16 protein-coding genes are annotated in these 18902 nt (G+C 54.2%); 8 read left to right on the top strand and 8 right to left on the bottom strand.

Annotation, left to right across the window (positions count from 1 at the left end):
* Positions 1-371 precede the first annotated feature (371 nt).
* From typA to fabY, 5 genes are all read left to right on the top strand, one after another.
* Positions 372-2198, top strand: a complete 1827-nt coding sequence (gene typA, locus F3J26_RS21070; RefSeq protein ID WP_008457395.1) for a ribosome-dependent GTPase TypA — start codon at positions 372-374, stop codon at positions 2196-2198.
* 148 nt (positions 2199-2346) lie between these two features.
* A complete protein-coding gene (yihX, locus tag F3J26_RS21065; protein ID WP_166995819.1) occupies positions 2347-2943 on the top strand; it encodes a glucose-1-phosphatase in 597 nt (198 codons plus the stop codon).
* Complete coding sequence (locus F3J26_RS21060) at positions 2940-3812, top strand: virulence factor BrkB family protein (protein ID WP_166995817.1); 873 nt, start codon at positions 2940-2942, stop codon at positions 3810-3812. Before yihX ends, F3J26_RS21060 begins: the two co-directional genes overlap by 4 nt.
* Positions 3809-4246, top strand: a complete 438-nt coding sequence (dtd, locus tag F3J26_RS21055; RefSeq protein ID WP_166995815.1) for a D-aminoacyl-tRNA deacylase — start codon at positions 3809-3811, stop codon at positions 4244-4246. Before F3J26_RS21060 ends, dtd begins: the two co-directional genes overlap by 4 nt.
* Positions 4247-4283: 37 nt before the next feature.
* Complete coding sequence (gene fabY, locus F3J26_RS21050) at positions 4284-5225, top strand: fatty acid biosynthesis protein FabY (RefSeq protein ID WP_008457400.1); 942 nt, start codon at positions 4284-4286, stop codon at positions 5223-5225.
* 14 nt (positions 5226-5239) lie between these two features.
* Here fabY and F3J26_RS21045 read toward each other — a convergent pair whose 3' ends face one another.
* Both F3J26_RS21045 and F3J26_RS21040 read right to left on the bottom strand, forming a co-directional pair.
* Complete coding sequence (locus tag F3J26_RS21045) at positions 5240-6922, bottom strand: AsmA family protein (RefSeq protein WP_166995813.1); 1683 nt, start codon at positions 6920-6922, stop codon at positions 5240-5242.
* A gap of 122 nt (positions 6923-7044) precedes the next feature.
* Positions 7045-8436, bottom strand: a complete 1392-nt coding sequence (locus F3J26_RS21040) for a nucleobase:cation symporter-2 family protein (RefSeq protein WP_008457403.1) — start codon at positions 8434-8436, stop codon at positions 7045-7047.
* Between the two features lie 228 nt (positions 8437-8664).
* Between F3J26_RS21040 and gltS the strand changes: the two genes are divergently transcribed.
* On the top strand, positions 8665-9867 hold the full coding sequence (gene gltS, locus F3J26_RS21035; RefSeq protein WP_166995811.1) for a sodium/glutamate symporter: 1203 nt from the start codon (positions 8665-8667) through the stop codon (positions 9865-9867).
* Here the strand turns inward: gltS and recG are convergent.
* From recG to gmk, 5 genes are read right to left on the bottom strand one after another with little or no spacing between them, the layout of a single operon-like run.
* Positions 9864-11945, bottom strand: a complete 2082-nt coding sequence (gene recG / locus F3J26_RS21030; RefSeq protein WP_166995808.1) for an ATP-dependent DNA helicase RecG — start codon at positions 11943-11945, stop codon at positions 9864-9866. The genes gltS and recG overlap by 4 nt on opposite strands.
* A 3-nt stretch (positions 11946-11948) precedes the next feature.
* On the bottom strand, positions 11949-12638 hold the full coding sequence (gene trmH, locus F3J26_RS21025) for a tRNA (guanosine(18)-2'-O)-methyltransferase TrmH (protein WP_166995806.1): 690 nt from the start codon (positions 12636-12638) through the stop codon (positions 11949-11951).
* Between the two features lie 4 nt (positions 12639-12642).
* Entirely contained in the window at positions 12643-14763 is a 2121-nt protein-coding gene (gene spoT / locus F3J26_RS21020; RefSeq protein WP_166995804.1) for a bifunctional GTP diphosphokinase/guanosine-3',5'-bis pyrophosphate 3'-pyrophosphohydrolase, read from the bottom strand.
* An 18-nt stretch (positions 14764-14781) separates the two neighbouring features.
* Complete coding sequence (gene rpoZ, locus F3J26_RS21015) at positions 14782-15057, bottom strand: DNA-directed RNA polymerase subunit omega (protein ID WP_008457417.1); 276 nt, start codon at positions 15055-15057, stop codon at positions 14782-14784.
* A gap of 54 nt (positions 15058-15111) precedes the next feature.
* The gene (gene gmk, locus F3J26_RS21010; protein ID WP_008457418.1) at positions 15112-15735 is read right to left on the bottom strand and encodes a guanylate kinase; all 624 of its coding nucleotides are present in this window, start codon (positions 15733-15735) and stop codon (positions 15112-15114) included.
* A 257-nt stretch (positions 15736-15992) separates the two neighbouring features.
* On the opposite strand from gmk, the gene ligB reads away from it, so the two are divergent.
* Positions 15993-17684, top strand: a complete 1692-nt coding sequence (gene ligB / locus F3J26_RS21005; protein WP_166995802.1) for an NAD-dependent DNA ligase LigB — start codon at positions 15993-15995, stop codon at positions 17682-17684.
* Here the strand turns inward: ligB and F3J26_RS21000 are convergent.
* Positions 17678-18295: a trimeric intracellular cation channel family protein gene (locus tag F3J26_RS21000; protein WP_008457422.1), complete on the bottom strand. Its 618-nt coding sequence runs from the start codon at positions 18293-18295 to the stop codon at positions 17678-17680. The two genes, ligB and F3J26_RS21000, sit on opposite strands and share 7 nt — an antisense overlap.
* A 186-nt stretch (positions 18296-18481) precedes the next feature.
* Between F3J26_RS21000 and F3J26_RS20995 the strand changes: the two genes are divergently transcribed.
* The gene (locus tag F3J26_RS20995) at positions 18482-18871 is read left to right on the top strand and encodes a hypothetical protein (protein ID WP_008457423.1); all 390 of its coding nucleotides are present in this window, start codon (positions 18482-18484) and stop codon (positions 18869-18871) included.
* Positions 18872-18902: the final 31 nt, after the last annotated feature.

The following is an 18902-nucleotide window of genomic DNA, read 5'->3' as shown; positions in this document are numbered from 1 at the left end:
AACTCTCCCGGATTGGTGTAGTCGTCGTGGTAACGAGGTAATCAAACACTTCTTAATGTGGCTTTTCGCCATAAAATGTTTAAAGCGAAATCTGTGCCAACTTTTAAATCACCCTAAAAAGGCGCTATCATGCGCACCATAGTGCAAAAGGGCTGCACCAGGATGAATAATTTGCACCAATATAGTGCTTCAGTGTGAAACCTGAGCACCATATTGGTGCAATTTACGTTATGGCTCCCTTTTTAGCTCCGTGAAAGCGATCACAAACCCTTACTTTCTGCATTGTTTGTAAAGGTTCTTTGTGATCCTGTTCTGTCCTTCGATTAATACGTGTACAATAACGCGCTATTTCTAATGCCTGAGGCAAAGTTGTGATCGAAAATCTGCGTAATATCGCCATCATCGCGCACGTTGACCATGGTAAAACTACCCTGGTTGATAAGCTGCTGCAGCAATCTGGTACTTTCAGTAACGAACGTGCTGAAGCCACTGAACGCGTGATGGACTCCAATGACCTGGAGAAAGAGCGTGGGATTACCATCCTCGCTAAAAACACCGCTATCAAATGGAATGACTATCGTATCAACATCGTTGATACCCCAGGACACGCCGACTTCGGTGGTGAAGTTGAGCGCGTAATGTCAATGGTTGACTCCGTTCTGCTGGTGGTTGACGCAATGGATGGCCCAATGCCGCAGACGCGCTTCGTAACCAAGAAGGCGTTTGCCCATGGTTTGAAGCCGATCGTGGTTATCAACAAAGTTGACCGCCCTGGCGCGCGTCCTGACTGGGTTGTGGATCAGGTCTTCGACCTGTTCGTTAACCTTGATGCGACCGACGAACAGCTCGACTTCCCAATCATCTATGCATCCGCACTGAACGGCATCGCGGGTATGGATCACAATGATATGGCGGCGGATATGACTCCACTGTACCAGGCCATTGTCGATCGCGTACCGGCACCGAACGTTGACCTCGACGGTCCACTGCAGATGCAAATTTCCCAGCTGGACTACAACAACTACGTTGGTGTTATCGGCATCGGCCGTATCAAGCGCGGTAAAGTGAAGCCAAACCAGCAGATCACTATCATTGATAGCGAAGGGAAAACCCGTAACGGTAAAGTCGGTAAAGTGCTGACCCACCTGGGTCTGGAGCGTATCGAGTCTACCGAAGCTGAAGCTGGCGACATCATTGCTATCACCGGCCTGGGCGAGCTGAACATCTCCGACACCATTTGCGACCCGCAAAATGTTGAAGCGCTGCCGGCGCTGTCCGTTGATGAACCAACCGTTTCCATGTTCTTCAACGTCAACACCTCTCCGTTCTGCGGTAAAGAAGGTAAGTTCGTGACCTCTCGTCAGATTCTGGATCGTCTGAACAAAGAGCTGGTTCACAACGTTGCGCTGCGTGTTGAAGAAACCGAAGATGCGGACGCATTCCGCGTTTCCGGTCGTGGTGAACTGCACCTCTCCGTTCTGATCGAAAACATGCGTCGTGAAGGTTTCGAGCTGGCGGTATCCCGTCCGAAAGTTATCTTCCGCGAAATCGACGGCCGTAAACAAGAGCCGTTCGAAAACGTGACGCTGGATATCGAAGAGCAGCATCAGGGCTCCGTGATGCAGGCGCTCGGTGAGCGTAAAGGCGACCTGAAAAACATGAATCCAGACGGCAAAGGCCGCGTGCGTCTTGACTACGTTATCCCAAGCCGTGGTCTGATCGGCTTCCGTAACGAATTCATGACCATGACCTCCGGTACCGGTCTGCTGTACTCCACCTTCAGCCACTATGACGATATTCGTCAGGGCGAAGTGGGTCAGCGCCAGAACGGCGTACTGATCTCCAACGGTCAGGGTAAAGCGGTTGCGTTTGCGCTGTTCGGTCTGCAGGATCGCGGCAAGCTGTTCCTGGGCCACGGGGCTGAAGTTTACGAAGGCCAGATCATCGGTATTCACAGTCGTTCTAACGACCTGACCGTAAACTGCCTGACCGGTAAGAAGCTGACCAACATGCGTGCTTCCGGTACTGACGAAGCGACCACCCTGGTTCCTGCGCAGAAAATGACCCTGGAGCAAGCTCTGGAGTTCATCGATGACGACGAACTGGTTGAAGTGACCCCGCTGTCCGTGCGTATCCGTAAGCGCCACCTGACTGAAAACGACCGTAAACGTGCGGGTCGTGGTAGCAAAGAAGCTTAAGTTTCTTTTCTGCAGTCTGCTGAAGCCCTGCCTGTAAAGGCGGGGCTTTTTTATTTCTGCCTTAGAATGCGCAACCTCGCCTTCCTCTGATAGTCAAAGTCAGCCTTTCCCGCTACAGTTATTTCTCCATGTCGGAAAGGAGGTGCGCATGCTGTATATCTTTGATTTAGGTAACGTCATCGTTGATATCGACTTTAATCGCGTGCTCGGCGTCTGGAGCGATTACAGCCGGGTGCCGTTAGCCAACCTGCAGAAAAGTTTCGCGATGGGAGAAACCTTCCATCAGCATGAACGTGGGCAGATAACGGACGAAGTGTTTGCCGAACGCTTATGCCACGAGATGGACGTGGCGCTGAGCTACGAGCAGTTTGCCGCGGGCTGGCAGGCGATTTTCATTGGCCTGCGCAAAGAGACCATTGGCGTCATGCAGAAGCTGCGCGAGCAGGGGCATCGCGTGGTGGTGCTTTCCAACACCAACCGCCTGCATACGGGTTTCTGGCCTGATGAATACCCGGAAGTGGCGCAGTCGGCCGATAAAATCTACCTCTCCCAGGAAATGGGGATGCGCAAGCCGGACGCGGAAATCTACCTTAAGGTGCTAGAGGAAGAAGGCTTCTCTGCCGATCAGGCCGTATTCTTCGATGATAATGCCGACAATATTCACGGTGCACGAGCGTTGGGCATCACCAGCATTCAGGTGATCGACAAGCAAACTATCCCCGACTGGTTTGCTAAACAGGGATGATTAAAAGCGTGCCCCGTAAAACTGTGCATCGCCTCAGGCCTCTCTGGGCCTGGGGCAAACTGCTGTGGCAGCGTATCGACCAGGACAACATGACGACCCTGGCGGGTAACCTTGCCTATGTGTCATTGCTGTCTCTGGTGCCGCTGGTGGCGGTTGTCTTTGCGCTGTTTGCCGCCTTCCCGATGTTTGCCGATATCAGCGTTCAGCTGCGCCACTTCATTTTTGCCAATTTTATGCCCGCCACTGGCGATGTAATTCAGCGCTACATCGAACAGTTTGTCGCGAACTCCAACAGAATGACGGCGGTGGGGGCCATTGGTCTGATCGTCACCTCGCTGCTGCTGATGTATGCGGTAGATAGCGCGTTGAACACTATCTGGCGCAGTAAGCGCGCGAGGCCAAAGGTGTACTCCTTTGCCATTTACTGGATGATCCTGACGCTCGGGCCGCTGCTGGCCGGGGCCAGCCTGGCGATAAGCTCTTACCTCCTTTCTCTACGCTGGGCCTCAGAACTCAACAGCATGCTTGATGAAGTCCTGCGTATTTTTCCTCTGCTGCTGTCCTGGCTTGCGTTCTGGCTGCTCTACAGCCTGGTGCCGACGACCAGCGTGCGGGCAAAGGACGCCATGATAGGCTCGCTGGTTGCCGCGCTGCTGTTTGAACTGGGTAAGAAGGGGTTTGCCCTCTATATCACCATGTTTCCCTCTTACCAGCTGATTTACGGCGTGCTGGCGGTGATCCCCATATTATTTGTCTGGGTCTACTGGACCTGGTGTATCGTGTTGCTGGGGGCGGAAATCACCGCTTCGTTGGGCGACTACCGTAAATTGCAACAGGCTGCAGAGCAGGAAGAACTGGAAGAACAATGATTGCATTAATTCAGCGTGTTACATGTGCCAGCGTCACCGTGGAGGGTGAAGTGACTGGTGAAATTGGTCCCGGACTTTTGGTGTTGCTGGGTGTCGAAAAAGAAGATAACGAACAGAAAGCCAATCGCCTGTGCGAGCGTGTATTAGGGTATCGAATTTTCAGCGACGAGCAGGGCAAGATGAACCTGAACGTCCAGCAGGCGGGCGGCAGCCTGCTGGTGGTGTCTCAATTTACGCTGGCGGCGGACACGGAACGCGGGATGCGTCCGAGCTTCTCCGGTGGCGCAGCGCCACAGCAGGCTGAAGCCCTTTATGAATATTTTGTCGAGCGCTGCAAACAACAAGGTATCGACGCCCCAACCGGGCGTTTCGCCGCCGATATGCAGGTTTCGCTAATTAATGACGGGCCGGTGACGTTCTGGCTGCAGGTGTAACCCTCGCCATCCGGCTCGCGCAACGAGAGAACAATGTATGTATCACCTTCGTGTGCCACAAACAGAAGAAGAACTAGATCGTTATTACCAGTTCCGCTGGGAAATGTTGCGCAAACCGCTGCATCAGCCAAAAGGTTCCGAGCGCGATGCCTGGGATGCAATGGCGCATCATCAGATGGTGGTCGATGAAGAGGGCAATACCGTTGCCGTGGGCCGCCTCTATATCAATGCCGATAATGAAGCCGCGATTCGCTTTATGGCGGTGCACCCGTCGGTTCAGGATAAAGGCTTAGGGACGCTGGTGGCGATGGCGCTGGAGTCCGTGGCGCGCCAGGAAGGCGTTAAGCGCGTGACCTGTAGCGCACGTGAAGATGCCGTTCCATTTTTTGCCAAGCTTGGCTTTGTGAATCAAGGGGAAATCACCACCCCGCAAACCACGCCGGTACGCCACTTCCTGATGATTAAGCCGGTCGCTACGCTTGATGACATCTTGCATCGGGGCGACTGGTGCGGACAGCTTCAACAGGCCTGGTACGAACATATTCCGCTGAGCGAGAAAATGGGCGTGCGTATTCAGCAGTACACTGGGCAAAAATTTATCACCACGATGCCGGAAACGGGCAACCAAAACCCGCACCACACGCTTTTTGCGGGGAGTTTGTTCTCGCTGGCCACGTTAACCGGCTGGGGGCTTATCTGGCTGATGCTGCGTGAGCGGCATCTCGGCGGGACGATTATTCTGGCCGATGCCCATATCCGTTATAGCAAACCGATCACCGGAAAACCGGGGGCTACGGCTGACCTGGGGTCGCTGAGTGGCGATCTGGACAGGCTGGCCCGGGGCCGCAAAGCTCGCGTAGCGCTTGAAGTCGAGCTTTACGGCAATGACACGCCCGGCGCGGTGTTTGAAGGCGTCTATCTGGTGCTGCCAGCTAAGCCGTTTGGCCCTCTGGAAGAGGGCGGAAACGAAGAGGAATAGGTTTAGGATACAAGCTACGCGCCGGGCACATCTCCGTTACGCATAGTCTGCTGAATCTGTGGCCCACTGGCGCTGGTGGCCTGCAAGGTGCCATTTACGGTGGGCTTCAGCGCAGTGCCTGCGGCCACCTGCCCGGTCGCCGAAAGCTGCAGATTTCCGTTCCCCTCGAGCGGCAGAGCAGGCCAGCCCCAGGCGTGCAACACATTCACCGGCACGCTCTGGCCCTTCAGGCTAACGCTCACCGCACGCAGAGGCGTCTGGCTTACGTTTGCCCTGGCTTCCAGTAAGCCTTCACCCGCGAACGCACTTAGCTCCGTGATCGCGATCTGGCTCTGGTTCGCCGTCAGCGACAGCGACGGGCGCCGCACGTCAACGCGGTTAAAGGTGGCCGCCGCGGCATTAAACGAGGCATTGCCGGACCAAATACCCCACTGATGATCTCGTGCCAGCTGGATATTCGTGGCGGTGCCATCCAGCCCGGTGAACTGGAATGGCCAGTCTGGGTCGATATCGATAACCAGATTACGGTTTGCCGAAAACTTTTTCACCGTAACGCTGTTCAACCAGTCAGGCAGTTTCTCCATCCACAGGGCCTTCCAGTTGGACGGGAGCGTGTATTCCAGCCCGCCTACGACCACTTCATCCATCACCGCTTGATTACCGTCGCGCAACCATTGCCCGGAAGCTCGAACCAGGCCGCCCTCCCAGCGCGAACTAAATTGCCGGAGCGTGGCACCTGCCGGGGCAAAATCGACGTTCACGATCGGATCCTGCAAATGCAGCGAACCGTTAATGAATTCGCTGGCGTTCATCGACAGCTGGCCGTCATCGCTTTGCCATCCCCCGTTCGCCAGCGACAGATTCCGCAGGCTAAGGGCAAGGTCGCTTACCGCCCACTCTTTCCCTTCCAGTCGTGCATCGGTTATTTCAAGGCGATCGATAGTTAACGAGGGAACAGATGTTACTGGCGCAAGAAAATCGGTGAGTGATTTTGCCGTTTGAAGGCGAATGTCATTGAGGCGCAGGCTGCCCACCTGCCATGAGCCGTCGGCGTTGCGGTGGGCATTACCCGTCAGCGAGCCGCGAGCAACGTCCGCCCCGATAGTGGTCAGCGTGACCTGTTCATTATCCAGCGTCCCTTGCAGCAGGACGTTGCTGGCGTTAATCCCGTTGAGCGTCAGAGAACCTGCGCTGAAAGCGATAGTGGCCTTGTTACCCAGCACTTTTCCGGCCTGCGGCAGCCAGGGGGCCACGCCGCCTTCAACGCGCTGGGCGCTGAGATTCCACTCGCTATCCGGGCTGTTAATCGCCATACCCTGCAACTGCAGCTTATCTGCCTCAAGCGGGAGTGGAACCGCATTTGCGCTGAGATTTAACGTCCCTTGCTGGAGCAAAATAGTGTCGACATAGAGAGGCTGAGAAAACTGGCGCGTACTCAGGCCAATATCCACGCTCTTCGCGACCAGAGTCGCGGGCTGGCCGGTGCGGCCAAAAGTAACGTTATGGAACACCAGATGGGTGGGCGAAGACCAGTCATGCGCCATCTCATTGAAAGAGAGGTGGTAGCTCGTTTTTTCATTCACCCAACTGCTAATTTGGCCCGCGCCCCAGCGGGTTTGCAGCAGGATGTAAAAGGCAACCAGCGCCAGTATCACAAGGCCCAACAGGATAAGAACCAGCTTTCCGAGGAATTTCATTGCCTTCCACCCCTTTCAGTTTCGCTAAGGGTGTTATGCCCGATTTACCGCTGTAGCTCAAGGAGGGGATTGTCAAAGGAGATTTCGCGCCGGCAAAAAATCATTGCCGGCGCGTGAGAGGATTATTCTTTTTCTGGCGGGAAAATCAGGTTCAGCACGATGGCCGTGATCCCACCGGCAGCAATGCCTGAAGAGAGCAGGGTTTTCAGCCAGTCAGGCGCGAACTGAAGGATCAGTGGCTGCTGAGATACGCCAAGGCCAACGGCGAGCGACAGGGCGATGATCATAATCGCGCGGCGGTTCAGCGGCTCGCGGGAGACGATACGCACCCCGGAAGCGGCAATGGTGCCGAACATCACAATCGTTGCGCCGCCGAGAACAGGTTCAGGAATATGCTGTACAAAGCCGCTTACTGCCGGGAACAGGCCCAGCACGATCAGCATCAGGGCGACAACAAAGCCCACATAGCGGCTGGCAACGCCGGTCAATTGAATAACCCCGTTGTTCTGGCCAAAGCAGGAATTCGGAAAGGTATTGAACACGGCAGAAACGCAGGAATTCAGACCGTTAGCCAGTACGCCGCCTTTCAGGCGTTTCATGTACAGCGGGCCGGAAACGGGCTGTTCGGAGACGTCGGAGGTGGCGGTGATGTCGCCGATGGTTTCCAGCGAAGTCACCATAAACACCAGCATCAGCGGGATCAGCAGGCTCCAGTCGATGCCAAGTCCGTAATACAGCGGCGTAGGAACCATGATGAGGTCGGTGTTCGCGGCCTGAGTCGTGGCTGGCAGCATGTCCAGAGCCCAGGCGAGCAGATAACCCACGGCCATCGCTATGACCAGGGACGCTACGCGCAGGTACGGATTACGCTGGCGGTTCAGCAGGATAATAACCAGCAGAACTGCGCCTGCCAGCAGCAGATTTTTCGGTGCGCCGAAAGTGTGATCGGCCATGGCGCCATAGCCACCGCCGATAGAGGTCAGCCCAACCTGAATCAGGGACAGACCGATAATCATGACCACCACGCCGGAAACCAGAGGAGTGATGATACGACGAGCAAGATGCAGCACGCGTGAAATCAGCATTTCCGTGCAGCTGGCAAGCATCAGCGTGCCAAAGAGTGCCGCCATCATCGTCGGCACGTCCGCACCGCCATTTTTCAGCGCCATGCCGCCCATAATCAGCGGAGAGACAAAGTTAAAGCTGGTGCCCTGAATCGACAGCAAACCTGAACCTACTGGCCCCCAGGCTTTGATTTGAATAATCGAAGCCACGCCAGAGGCAAACAAAGACATGCTGATAATGTGCTGTGTGTCCGATGCCGGTAACCCCAACGCCTGGCAAATTAACAATGCCGGTGTAATCACAGCCACAAACATCGCCAGCAGGTGTTGGCAGGCGGCAAAAAGGGTTTGTGGCAGCGGCGGGCGGTCTTCAAGGCGATAAATTAGTTCGCTCGGGCGAGTCTGCGCAACCGGTTGCGCATTATCTGACTCTACGGCATTCACGGACATCAGTGACGATCTCATGGCTGGAAAAGCGCTGATTTTAACGGACTGAACGGTAAAAGCAAACGATTGCTAGCCTGATGGGATAAGAGCGAAATGTCATAAATTGAGCATTAGTTATAACGAAGGCGCATTTTTTGGTTAAAATGCGCCGGCTGATTTCATCCATGAAGGAAATAACAGCGAAGGATAATTAAGCGCGAATGATGGATGCGCAATAAAAGGAGCCCTGCAATGTTTCATCTTGATACCCTTTCTACCCTGGTGGCCGCCACGTTAGTGCTGCTTCTGGGGCGTAAAATGGTCCACTCGGTCCCTTTCCTCAAAAAATACACTATTCCTGAACCCGTGGCCGGTGGGCTGCTGGTGGCGATAGCCCTGCTTGTCCTGAAAAAGAGCATGGGCTGGGAAATTGAGTTTGATATGAGCCTCAAAGATCCTTTGATGCTCGCTTTCTTTGCCACAATCGGCCTGAATGCGAATATCGCCAGTTTGCGCAAAGGCGGGAAAGTGGTGGGGATTTTCCTGTTTATCGTCGTTGGGCTACTGGTCATGCAGAACGCCATTGGCATCGGTATGGCCAGCATGTTGGGGCTCGATCCGCTGATGGGGCTGCTGGCAGGTTCGATAACGTTGTCCGGCGGGCACGGTACCGGTGCAGCCTGGGGCAAACTCTTTACCGAACGCTATGGTTTCCAGAATGCGACGGAAGTCGCTATGGCCTGTGCGACTTTTGGCCTGGTGCTGGGCGGTTTAATTGGTGGCCCGGTTGCCCGCTACCTGGTTAAACATTCGTCTACGCCGAATGGTGCGCCTGAAGACAACGAGATCCCAGGCGCGTTTGAAAAGCCAGATGTCGGGCGGGTCATTACCTCTTTGGTGATGATTGAAACCATCGCCCTGATTGCTATCTGCCTGACGATAGGGCGTGTCGTTGCTGGGTTATTGCAGGGCACACCTTTTGAGCTGCCGACGTTTGTCTGCGTGCTGTTTATTGGCGTGATTCTCAGTAATTTGCTCGCGGCCGTGGGTTTCTATCGTGTCTTCGAACGGGCGGTTTCCGTACTGGGCAACGTCAGCCTTTCGCTGTTCCTGGCGATGGCGTTAATGAGCCTTAAACTTTGGGAACTGGCCTCTCTGGCGTTACCGATGCTGGCTATTCTGGCCGTACAAACGTTGTTTATGGCGCTGTACGCTATCTTTGTTACCTGGCGTTTGATGGGCAAAAACTACGATGCGGCGGTGCTGGCCGCCGGTCACTGTGGTTTTGGCATGGGCGCCACACCGACGGCGATTGCTAATATGCAGGCGATTACCGAGCGATTTGGTCCGTCGCATATGGCATTTTTGGTGGTGCCGATGGTGGGGGCGTTCTTTATCGACATCGTGAATGCGGTGGTGATCAAGCTGTTCCTGATGCTACCGCTGTTTGCTTAAGCGTTGGAGTAACGCTCGGTTTCCGGCATCCAGCGTTCGATCAGCGCCTTAGCCTGTTCAGGATAGCGTTCGTGGATGTGGCGCGCCAGGCGCTGAACCTGCGGGATCATTCCCTGGTCCCGCAGCAGATCGGCCACTTTGAATTCTGCGTTACCCGTCTGGCGAGTTCCTAGCAGCTCGCCAGGCCCGCGGATCTCCAGGTCTTTTTGCGCGATCACAAAACCATCATTACTGTCTCTCAGCACCTGCAGGCGAAGCTGTGCCGTTTTGGATAGCGGGGATTTATACAGCAGCACGCAGTGAGAGGCCACGGCGCCACGGCCAACACGGCCGCGGAGCTGGTGGAGTTGCGCAAGCCCTAAACGCTCAGGATTTTCGATGATCATCAGGCTGGCGTTGGGCACATCCACGCCGACTTCAATCACCGTGGTGGCGACCAGAAGATGCAGTTCGCCCTGCTTGAAGGCCTGCATTACCGCCTGTTTTTCCTGTGGCTTCATGCGTCCGTGTACCAGACCAACGTTAAGCTCCGGGAGGGCGGTTTTTAGCTCTTCCCAGGTCACTTCCGCAGCCTGGGCTTCCAGCAGTTCAGACTCTTCAATCAGCGTACAAACCCAGTATGCCTGACGTTTTTCGTCGCGGCAGGCGTTGCGTACTCGCTCAATTATCTCGCTGCGGCGGGTGTCCGCTATTGCCACGGTAGTGACTGGCGTTCGTCCCGGCGGCAATTCATCGATGACTGAGGTATCGAGGTCAGCATAGGCAGTCATCGCCAGCGTGCGTGGAATCGGCGTTGCGGTCATGATCAGCTGATGAGGATGGAAGCCCTGAATCTGACCTTTTTCCCACAGCGCCAGGCGTTGATGCACGCCAAAACGGTGCTGCTCATCAATGATAACCAGCGCCAGCCCGGCAAACTGAACCTGCTCCTGGAAAATAGCGTGAGTGCCAACCACCATCGAAACCTGGCCGCTGGCAATGGCTTCCTGTTGCGCAATCCGGGCTTTGCCTTTTTGCTTCCCGGCCAGCCAGCCTACCTCGATACCTAATGGTTCAAACCACTGACGGAAGTTATTGGCGTGTTGCTCAGCCAGCAATTCTGTGGGGGCCATCAGGCCAACCTGCCTACCGTGTGCGATAGCACGAAGGGCTGCCAGGGCGGCAACCAGCGTTTTACCGGAACCTACGTCGCCCTGCACCAGACGCATCATAGGTACGTCCAGCGCCATATCTCGTTCTATTTCTGCGACGACTCGCTCCTGAGCTCCGGTAGGCTTAAAGGGCAGGGCAGCAAGTAACTGGTTTTTTAGTGCGTCGTGATTAACCAGCGGTAGCGCATGATAGCGCTGTGCCCCGGCTCGTAGCGCCAGCATACTCAGATTATGGGCAAGTAGCTCTTCGAGGATTAATCTCTGCTGAGCCGGGTGTTTACCGGTATCCAGATCGGCCAGTTTCATGTCCGGCGGCGGCCTGTGCAAGGTGCGTAATGCCTCCGGCAGGCTCATCATGCCCTGACTCAGTTCGGCGGGCAGAAGTTCGGTAATTGCGCAGGTATCCAGCAGCTCGAGTGCCTGATCGGTCAACTTACGTAGCGTAGCCTGGCGGATTCCCTCGGTCGTCGGGTAAACCGGCGTGAGCGTTTCCTGCAGATCCGGCGTACTGAGGTCGCCCTGAATGCGGTATTCAGGGTGGAACATCTCGGCACCGTATTTGCCACGTTTGGCTTCACCGTAGGCGAGCACGCGCTTGCCGGCAGAAAGGCTGTTTTTCATCGCGGCGTTGAAATTGAAGAAACGCATCGTGAGAATGCCGGTGCCGTCGCTAATCTGGCAGGTCATCATCCGGCGTCCGCCGAAGGTGATATTGCTGTTCAGCACTTCGCCTTCCACCGTGGCGTACAGGCCCGCCTGAAGGTCGTTAATGGGGTAAAGATGGGTACGGTCTTCGTAGCGAAGCGGCAGGTGCAGCAGCAGATCCTGGATGGTATGCAGGCCTATTTTGGCCAGCTTTCCGCTCTGGCTGGCGCCTACTCCGGCAAGCGTGCTTAGCGGTATGGCATCCAGCAGGCGGCCTTTCATGGCTTATTTCGCCGACTGCATCGTGGCCCACCATGCGGCATCAGCTTCTATCTCACCCTGCTGATTCACATGTGGGTACAGTAAGCCTTTCCGGCGGGAAACGTTCGCCAGCACAGGATAACCACCTTCAAACAGCAGTCTCTGCTGCTCAGCTTCCGGTAACGTACTGTTTTCACGCTGATACATGCCTGCGTTTTGGCGCTGGCGCTGGGCTTCGTACAAAATCAGCGCCGAGGCGACGGACACGTTCAGGGATTGCACCATACCGATCATAGGAATAATGATGTCCTGATCGGCAAGCGCGAGCGCCTCTTCGGTAATGCCGGTTTTTTCCTGACCCATCAGAATGCAGGTGGGGCGAGTGTAATCTATCTCACGGAAGTCGACGGCTTTATCGGAAAGATGAGTCGCCAGAATTTGCATGCCGCCGCTTTTGAGCTGCCGGACGGCTTCGCCGATAGTTTTGTGTGTTTTGACTTGAACCCAGGAATTACTTCCTGCGGCGGAAGACGCCATGGTGCGCATACGGCTTCCTGGCCAAACGGCGTGCACTTCATGCACGCCTACGGCGTCGGCGGTACGGATGATGGCGGAGACGTTATGGGGCTTGTGCACCTGCTCCATACAAACGGTCAGGTCCGGCTGGCGTCTGGCGAGCATCTCGCAAATACGCGCATAACGTTGAGGATTCATAACTCTAGTTTCTGTTGCGGGTCACTTTAATCACATCCGGCATCACGCGAATCTTGCGCATGATGTTCGCCAGATGGACGCGATCCCGGGCTGTCAGGCGAATGAAGGCGCTGTATACGCGGCCGTCTTTCTCTTCGGTGTTCAGGCTCTGGATGTTAGAGCCCGCAGTGTTTATTGCCGCGGTCAGGTTTGCCAGCGCACCCTGGTGGTTAAACATGTCCACCTTGATCTCGGTGATAAACTCTTGCTCGATCTCTTTATCCCATTCCACGGCCATAAACTTCTCGGGCTCTTTCTGGTAGCCACGAATGTTTCGACAAGACTCATGGTGGATAACCAGCCCTTTACCTGGGCTGACGTGAGCGACGATAGGATCTCCCGGAATTGGGCGGCAGCACTTGGCAAAGGTAATCAGAACGCCGTCTGCACCTTTGATTGGCAAGTTGCTGTGATTTGCTGAAGGCGCTGTGCCTGACTGAGCAGCAACCGGTGATTCCCCTTGCAGGTTTTTCGCCACGACGACGCTCATTGCGTTCCCGAGGCCAATTTCGGCCAGCAGGTCGTCAAGTGACGCAAGCTTCATGCGGTCCAGTTCACGCTGGAGATTTTCGGCAGGAATTTCAGCCAGTTTACGGCTGCCACCGAGCGCATGGTTGAGCAGGCGACGCCCTAAACTGACGGAATCATCACGCTTCAGATTTTTCAGCATTTGGCGAATTTTGGCGCGAGCTTTGGAACTGACAACAAAATTAAGCCATGCGGCGTTTGGACGCGCCCCGGGTGCGGTGATGATTTCGATAGTCTGCCCGCTGGTCAACGACTGTGAAAGCGGGTAAGGCTGGCGATCGACGCGAGCGCCTACGCAGGCGTGACCGATATCGGTATGTACCGCGTAGGCGAAGTCCACCGGCGTTGCACCTGCGGGCAGCTCTACAATGCGGCCTTCCGGGGTGAAAACGTAAATCTCATCCGGGAACAGATCGGATTTTACGCTCTCGATGAATTCAAATGAACTACCGGCGCTTTGCTGTAGCTCCAGCAGGCTTTGCATCCAGCGCTGAGCGCGGATTTGTGCCGTCGTGCTGCTTTCGCCTTGCTCTTTATAAGCCCAGTGCGCAGCAACCCCCATTTCCGCCATCTGATCCATGTCTTCAGTACGGATTTGCACTTCAACCGGGACGCCGTGCGGCCCAATCATTGAGGTGTGCAGGGACTGATAGCCGTTCGCTTTCGGGATGGCGATATAGTCTTTCACCCGCCCTGGACGAGGTTTATAGAGGCTGTGCATCTGCCCGAGGACGCGATAGCAGGTATCCATGTCATGGACAATGACGCGAAACGCGTAGATATCCATGATCGAATGGAAACGCTGTTCTTTGAGCGTCATCTTGCAGTAAATGGAGTAAAGGTGCTTTTCGCGACCGCTAACGCGGCAGGCAATGCCTGCCTCCTGAAGACGCCCGTCGATTTCAGAGAGGATTTTTTGAATCATCTCTTTGCGGTTACCTCGCGCCGCTTTTACCACTTCTTTAATAACGCGGTAGCGGTTCGGATAAAGCGCTTCAAAGCCAAGCTCTTCCAGTTCGGTTTTCAGGTGATGAATACCGAGACGGTGAGCGAGTGGGCTATAAATTTCGAGGGTTTCACGGGCAATACGGCGGCGTTTATCTGGGCGCAATGACCCAAGCGTGCGCATATTGTGCGTGCGGTCGGCAAGCTTGATCAAAATGACGCGAATATCCTGCACCATCGCCATGATCATTTTGCGGAAGTTTTCGGCCTGAGCCTCTTTCTTATCGCGGAACTTCAGTTTATCTAGCTTAGAAACCCCTTCCACCAGTTCGGCAACGCTTTTGCCAAACAGCTGTTCCATATCCTGGTAGGTGGCCGGGGTGTCTTCAATCACGTCATGCAGAAGCGCTGCCATTAGCGTTTCATGGTCGAGTTTCATCTCGGCCAGGATACAGGCAACGGCGACGGGATGGGTGATATAGGGTTCACCGCTTGAACGTGTTTGTCCCTCGTGAGCATCACGTGCGACAAGGTATGCCTGCCGGAGGCGCTTAATTTGCTCCTCTGGCAGATAGTTTTGAATCAGCTGATTCAGGCTTTCAAACAGATACAAGGGCTACCCGCAGGCTAATTAACGACGACCTTCAGCAATAGCAGTCACGGCCTGCAGTTCTGCGGCTTCCTGCTCTTGCTGTTCCTGGCGCTCACGAACATCGAGAATCTGGTTGGTGATCAACCCTTCTTCGATTTCACGCAGTGCGATAACGGTCGTTTTATCGTTTTCTTCCGGTACCAGCGGATCTTTACCGCCAACCTGCATCTGACGAGCGCGACGCGCGGCCACAAGTACCAGGTCAAAACGGTTACCAATTTTCTCTACAGCGTCCTGAACGGTTACGCGTGCCATAATTAAAATGCTCCACAGGTGAAGAAATGACTGGGCATGATACTGAAACTGGTGTCAGTCTGCCAATAGTTTGCTGATTAAAGCGTCATGTCGCATCTTTTGGCGACCCATTCGTAGACGCTCGGCACGAATGATTATCTTTAAATCAGACAGGGCAGTGTCGAAGTCATCATTAACGATAAGGTAATCATACTCCGCATAGTGACTCATTTCTGCAACGGCTTGCGCCATGCGTTTTGCAATCACCTCTTCGCTATCCTGACCGCGACCACGCAGGCGCCGGTCCAGCTCGTCTTTTGACGGCGGCAGAATAAAGATACTGCGGGATTGCGGCATTTTCTTACGAATTTGCTCTGCACCCTGCCAGTCGATATCTAAAAACACATCTACGCCGGTCGCCAGCACATTTTCGATCGCCTGGCGGGATGTACCGTAGTAGTTACCAAATACTTCCGCGTGCTCAAGAAAAGCGTCTTCAGCGATCATCTGCTGGAATTCGTCTTTGCTGACAAAGAAGTAATGTTCCCCGTGATTTTCACCTGGGCGTTCACCGCGAGTGGTGTGCGAGATGGAAACCTGGGTGTCATACAGCGGTTGCGTCTTTAACAAAGCCTGGATGAGGCTGGATTTACCCGCGCCACTTGGAGCGGAAACAATATAAAGCGTGCCTTGAGCCATGAGTTCTAACTTAATCGGTATGCATAAAGGGAAGAGCGTCTACCGGCATATTATACACACCGCTGCCCCAGTACGTAGGTTTTGTCATTGCCAGGTACGTTTTTTCTCGTGTTTTACGCGATGTTTTCCACCTTTTTGTCATTCTCGATGCAACGAGATTAGTTTTTAGGGACGTATCTCGTACGCAGGATCTTTCATGCTCGCGATTGATGCTGGACACGGTTATACCTCCCCGGAGAAAGGAAATGGAGGGTGGTATGAAAGGGGTCGCGTTAGCAGTTTTTGTCATTTTACTGGGGGTTTCATCAACGGTAATGGCATCGTGTCCAGCATGGTCTGATGTCAGAACACAGAAGGAGATTGAACGCCTTACGCACCAGCTATCCCTCTGGGATGACGCCTATTACCAGCGGGGAAAAAGTTTGGTGAGCGATGCCGTTTACGATGACTTAAAGGAGACACTGTCTGTCTGGAGGCGCTGCATTAAACAGGGGCAAGAGGCAGAGTCTGCAAGGATGGGAGCAGCAGGAAACTCGTCTCATCCTGTTGCGCATACAGGGCTGAAAAAGTTACCGGATAAACGTGCAGTCGAGCTATGGGCTGCAGGCCGACAGAACTTATGGGTACAGCCCAAAGTAGATGGGGTGGCTATCACACTGGTCTATCAACAAGGGCGGCTGGTGAAAATGCTAAGCCGTGGCAATGGCATTAAAGGAGAGGACTGGACGCATAAAGCTGCCGGTATTGATGCCATACCCCTTCATCTTGCCGGACCTCTTGCGAACAGCGTGCTGCAAGGCGAGCTTTTCCTGAAACGGGAAGGCCATATTCAAAGCCTGGCTGGAGGTGTGAATGCGAGATCTAAAGTTGCCGGGGAAATGCTTCGTACCGGGGTGGTTAGCGATCCAGACGCGCTGGGCATTTTTATCTGGGCATGGCCAGATGGCCCCAAAAGCCATGCTGAAAAAGGCAGTATATTGCGTGATGCCGGGTTTTCTCTGACGGCTCTATGGTCCCGGCCTGTAACAAACATTGATGAAATTGCCCGCTTACGTGAGGGGTGGTTTCGCCAGTCTCTTCCCTTTGTCACGGATGGCATTGTGATTCGTCAGGAACGTGAACCCGAGGCTAAATTCTGGCAGCCGGGGCAGGGGGAGTGGGCCATCGCGTGGAAATATCCTCCTGCTGAGCAAATCGCCGTGGTCCATAACGTTGATTTTGCCGTAGGGCGAACGGGTAAGGTGTCCGTCGTGCTTGAATTGGAAGAGGTTCAGCTCGACGATAAACGTGTTCGACGAGTGAATATCGGTTCACTAAAGCGCTGGCAGGAATGGGATGTTGTGGCCGGTGATAAAGTAAAAATAAGTCTGGCGGGACAGGGAATACCTCGGATAGACGAAGTCGTCTGGCGCGTCAGCCAGCGAGACTCATCCATACCGGAAATGGTGGCTTTTACACCGGTGACTTGTCTTTATGCTTCATCTGAATGCGCAGAACAATTTATTGCCCGTCTGACGGGGATGAGCCAAAAGCAAGTTCTGGATTTGGCTGGCGTTAGTCAAAGCACCTGGCGCCATTTACACATGACGTCACGCTTTCAGCACGTTTTTTCATGGCTGGATTTGAACAAGACAATTCTGTCTGGTTTACCGGGAATTTCAGTGAAAAAAGCCGAGCTGTTATGGCATCAGTTTTCTCTGTCCCGAAAACAGCCGTTTATCCGCTGGGTATTGGCCTTAGGGATGCCGCTGCCGCGAAGTTCGCATGCCGTTCTTAAAGACAAGCACTGGCAGCAGCTTGGCGACTGGGATCAATCCCGATGGCAAACTTTACCCGGTGTGGGAGCTAAGCGGGCAAGTCAGTTAGTCGATTTTATGAAGCATCCACAGGTGATTGCCCTGGCCGCCTTCCTTGGCCAGTATAACATCCCGGGTTTTGGTCATCAGTGATCGGCGTGTTTGTAATGGAATACAGGTAGACCAAGCCGCAGACGCAGTGCCAGTAGCCGAGAGCTAAAGCCGAACAATAAGGTTGCTATAACCACGACGTCATGGCTGCTGACGTAGTGCTGCAGCGCGATATACAGCACGGCTGAAGCAAAGGCGATACCAGCGTACAGTTCTTTCTGGAACACGAGGGGAATTCGTTTGCAGAACATATCTCTCAGCACACCGCCAAAGACGCCGGTGACAACGGCGGCAATGGTCGCAATGATTGGGCCTTCGCCCATATCCAAAGCAACCTGCGCACCGATAATAGAAAAGACAACGAGACCCAGCGCATCCAGTACCAAAAAGAGTTTGCGTAGGTGCGGCATTACGGGAGCCATGATGGTTGTGAGTACTGCCGCAACGGCAACAATCACTACGTACTCAGGGTGTTTCACCCAGCCGAGGGGATAGTGGCCCAGCAGAATATCGCGAACAGAACCGCCGCCCAGCGCCGTGGCAGTGGCGATAATAATGACGCCAAACGTATCCATGCGACGACGCCCGGCGGCCAGGGCCCCGGTCATGGCTTCCGCCGTAATACCAATCAAATAAAGAATGTGTAGAAGCATATTTGTCCCCTCAGAATACCGGCAGAGGGTAACGTTTTGTGCACTATGTCACGATTGAGATTTTCTAAGCTGAATGAATATGGATTAGTTTTATTTATCCAAAATATAAAACTTGTCCTTTATATTTATGGGTTGTCAGGTTCTTTTCAAATTAAATGGATTAGTAGAAGTATTTAAGGAGGCGCAATGAAAATATCGGCGATGTTAAAAGCGCTAGCAAATGGCGTCAATCCAGAAACTGGAGAGGTGCTTGGCGCTAAATCAACAGCCAATAAGCCGGAAGCGATAAGAGCGCTGTTTGCCCTGGCTGAGGAGCTGTCGGTGAGCCCGGAAAAACAGAAAAAGCCCAGGCTAACCCCTGAGGAGAGACAGCAGCGTAACCTTGCCGAAGGACGTCCGGCTAAGTCTCACTTTCCCTGGGCCGAAGAAGAGAAACTGATTCTTGCAGAGCGATTTGAGCAAACTGGCGCTATCGAAACCCTGGGGGATGAGTTTGAACGTTCTCCGAGAGCGGTAGCTATTCAGCTTGAAAAGATGAGGCTTATCACTGCGGAGCAGCTATTGGCGTATACCTAGTACGCATCAAAAGAAAAAGCCTGCTGAACGC

The organism is Enterobacter sp. Ap-867, from assembly GCF_011752855.1.
Classification (GTDB): Bacteria; Pseudomonadota; Gammaproteobacteria; order Enterobacterales; family Enterobacteriaceae; genus Cedecea.
The sequence above is the reverse complement of the archived record's forward strand: the minus strand, read 5'-3'. Positions and strand labels throughout refer to the sequence as shown.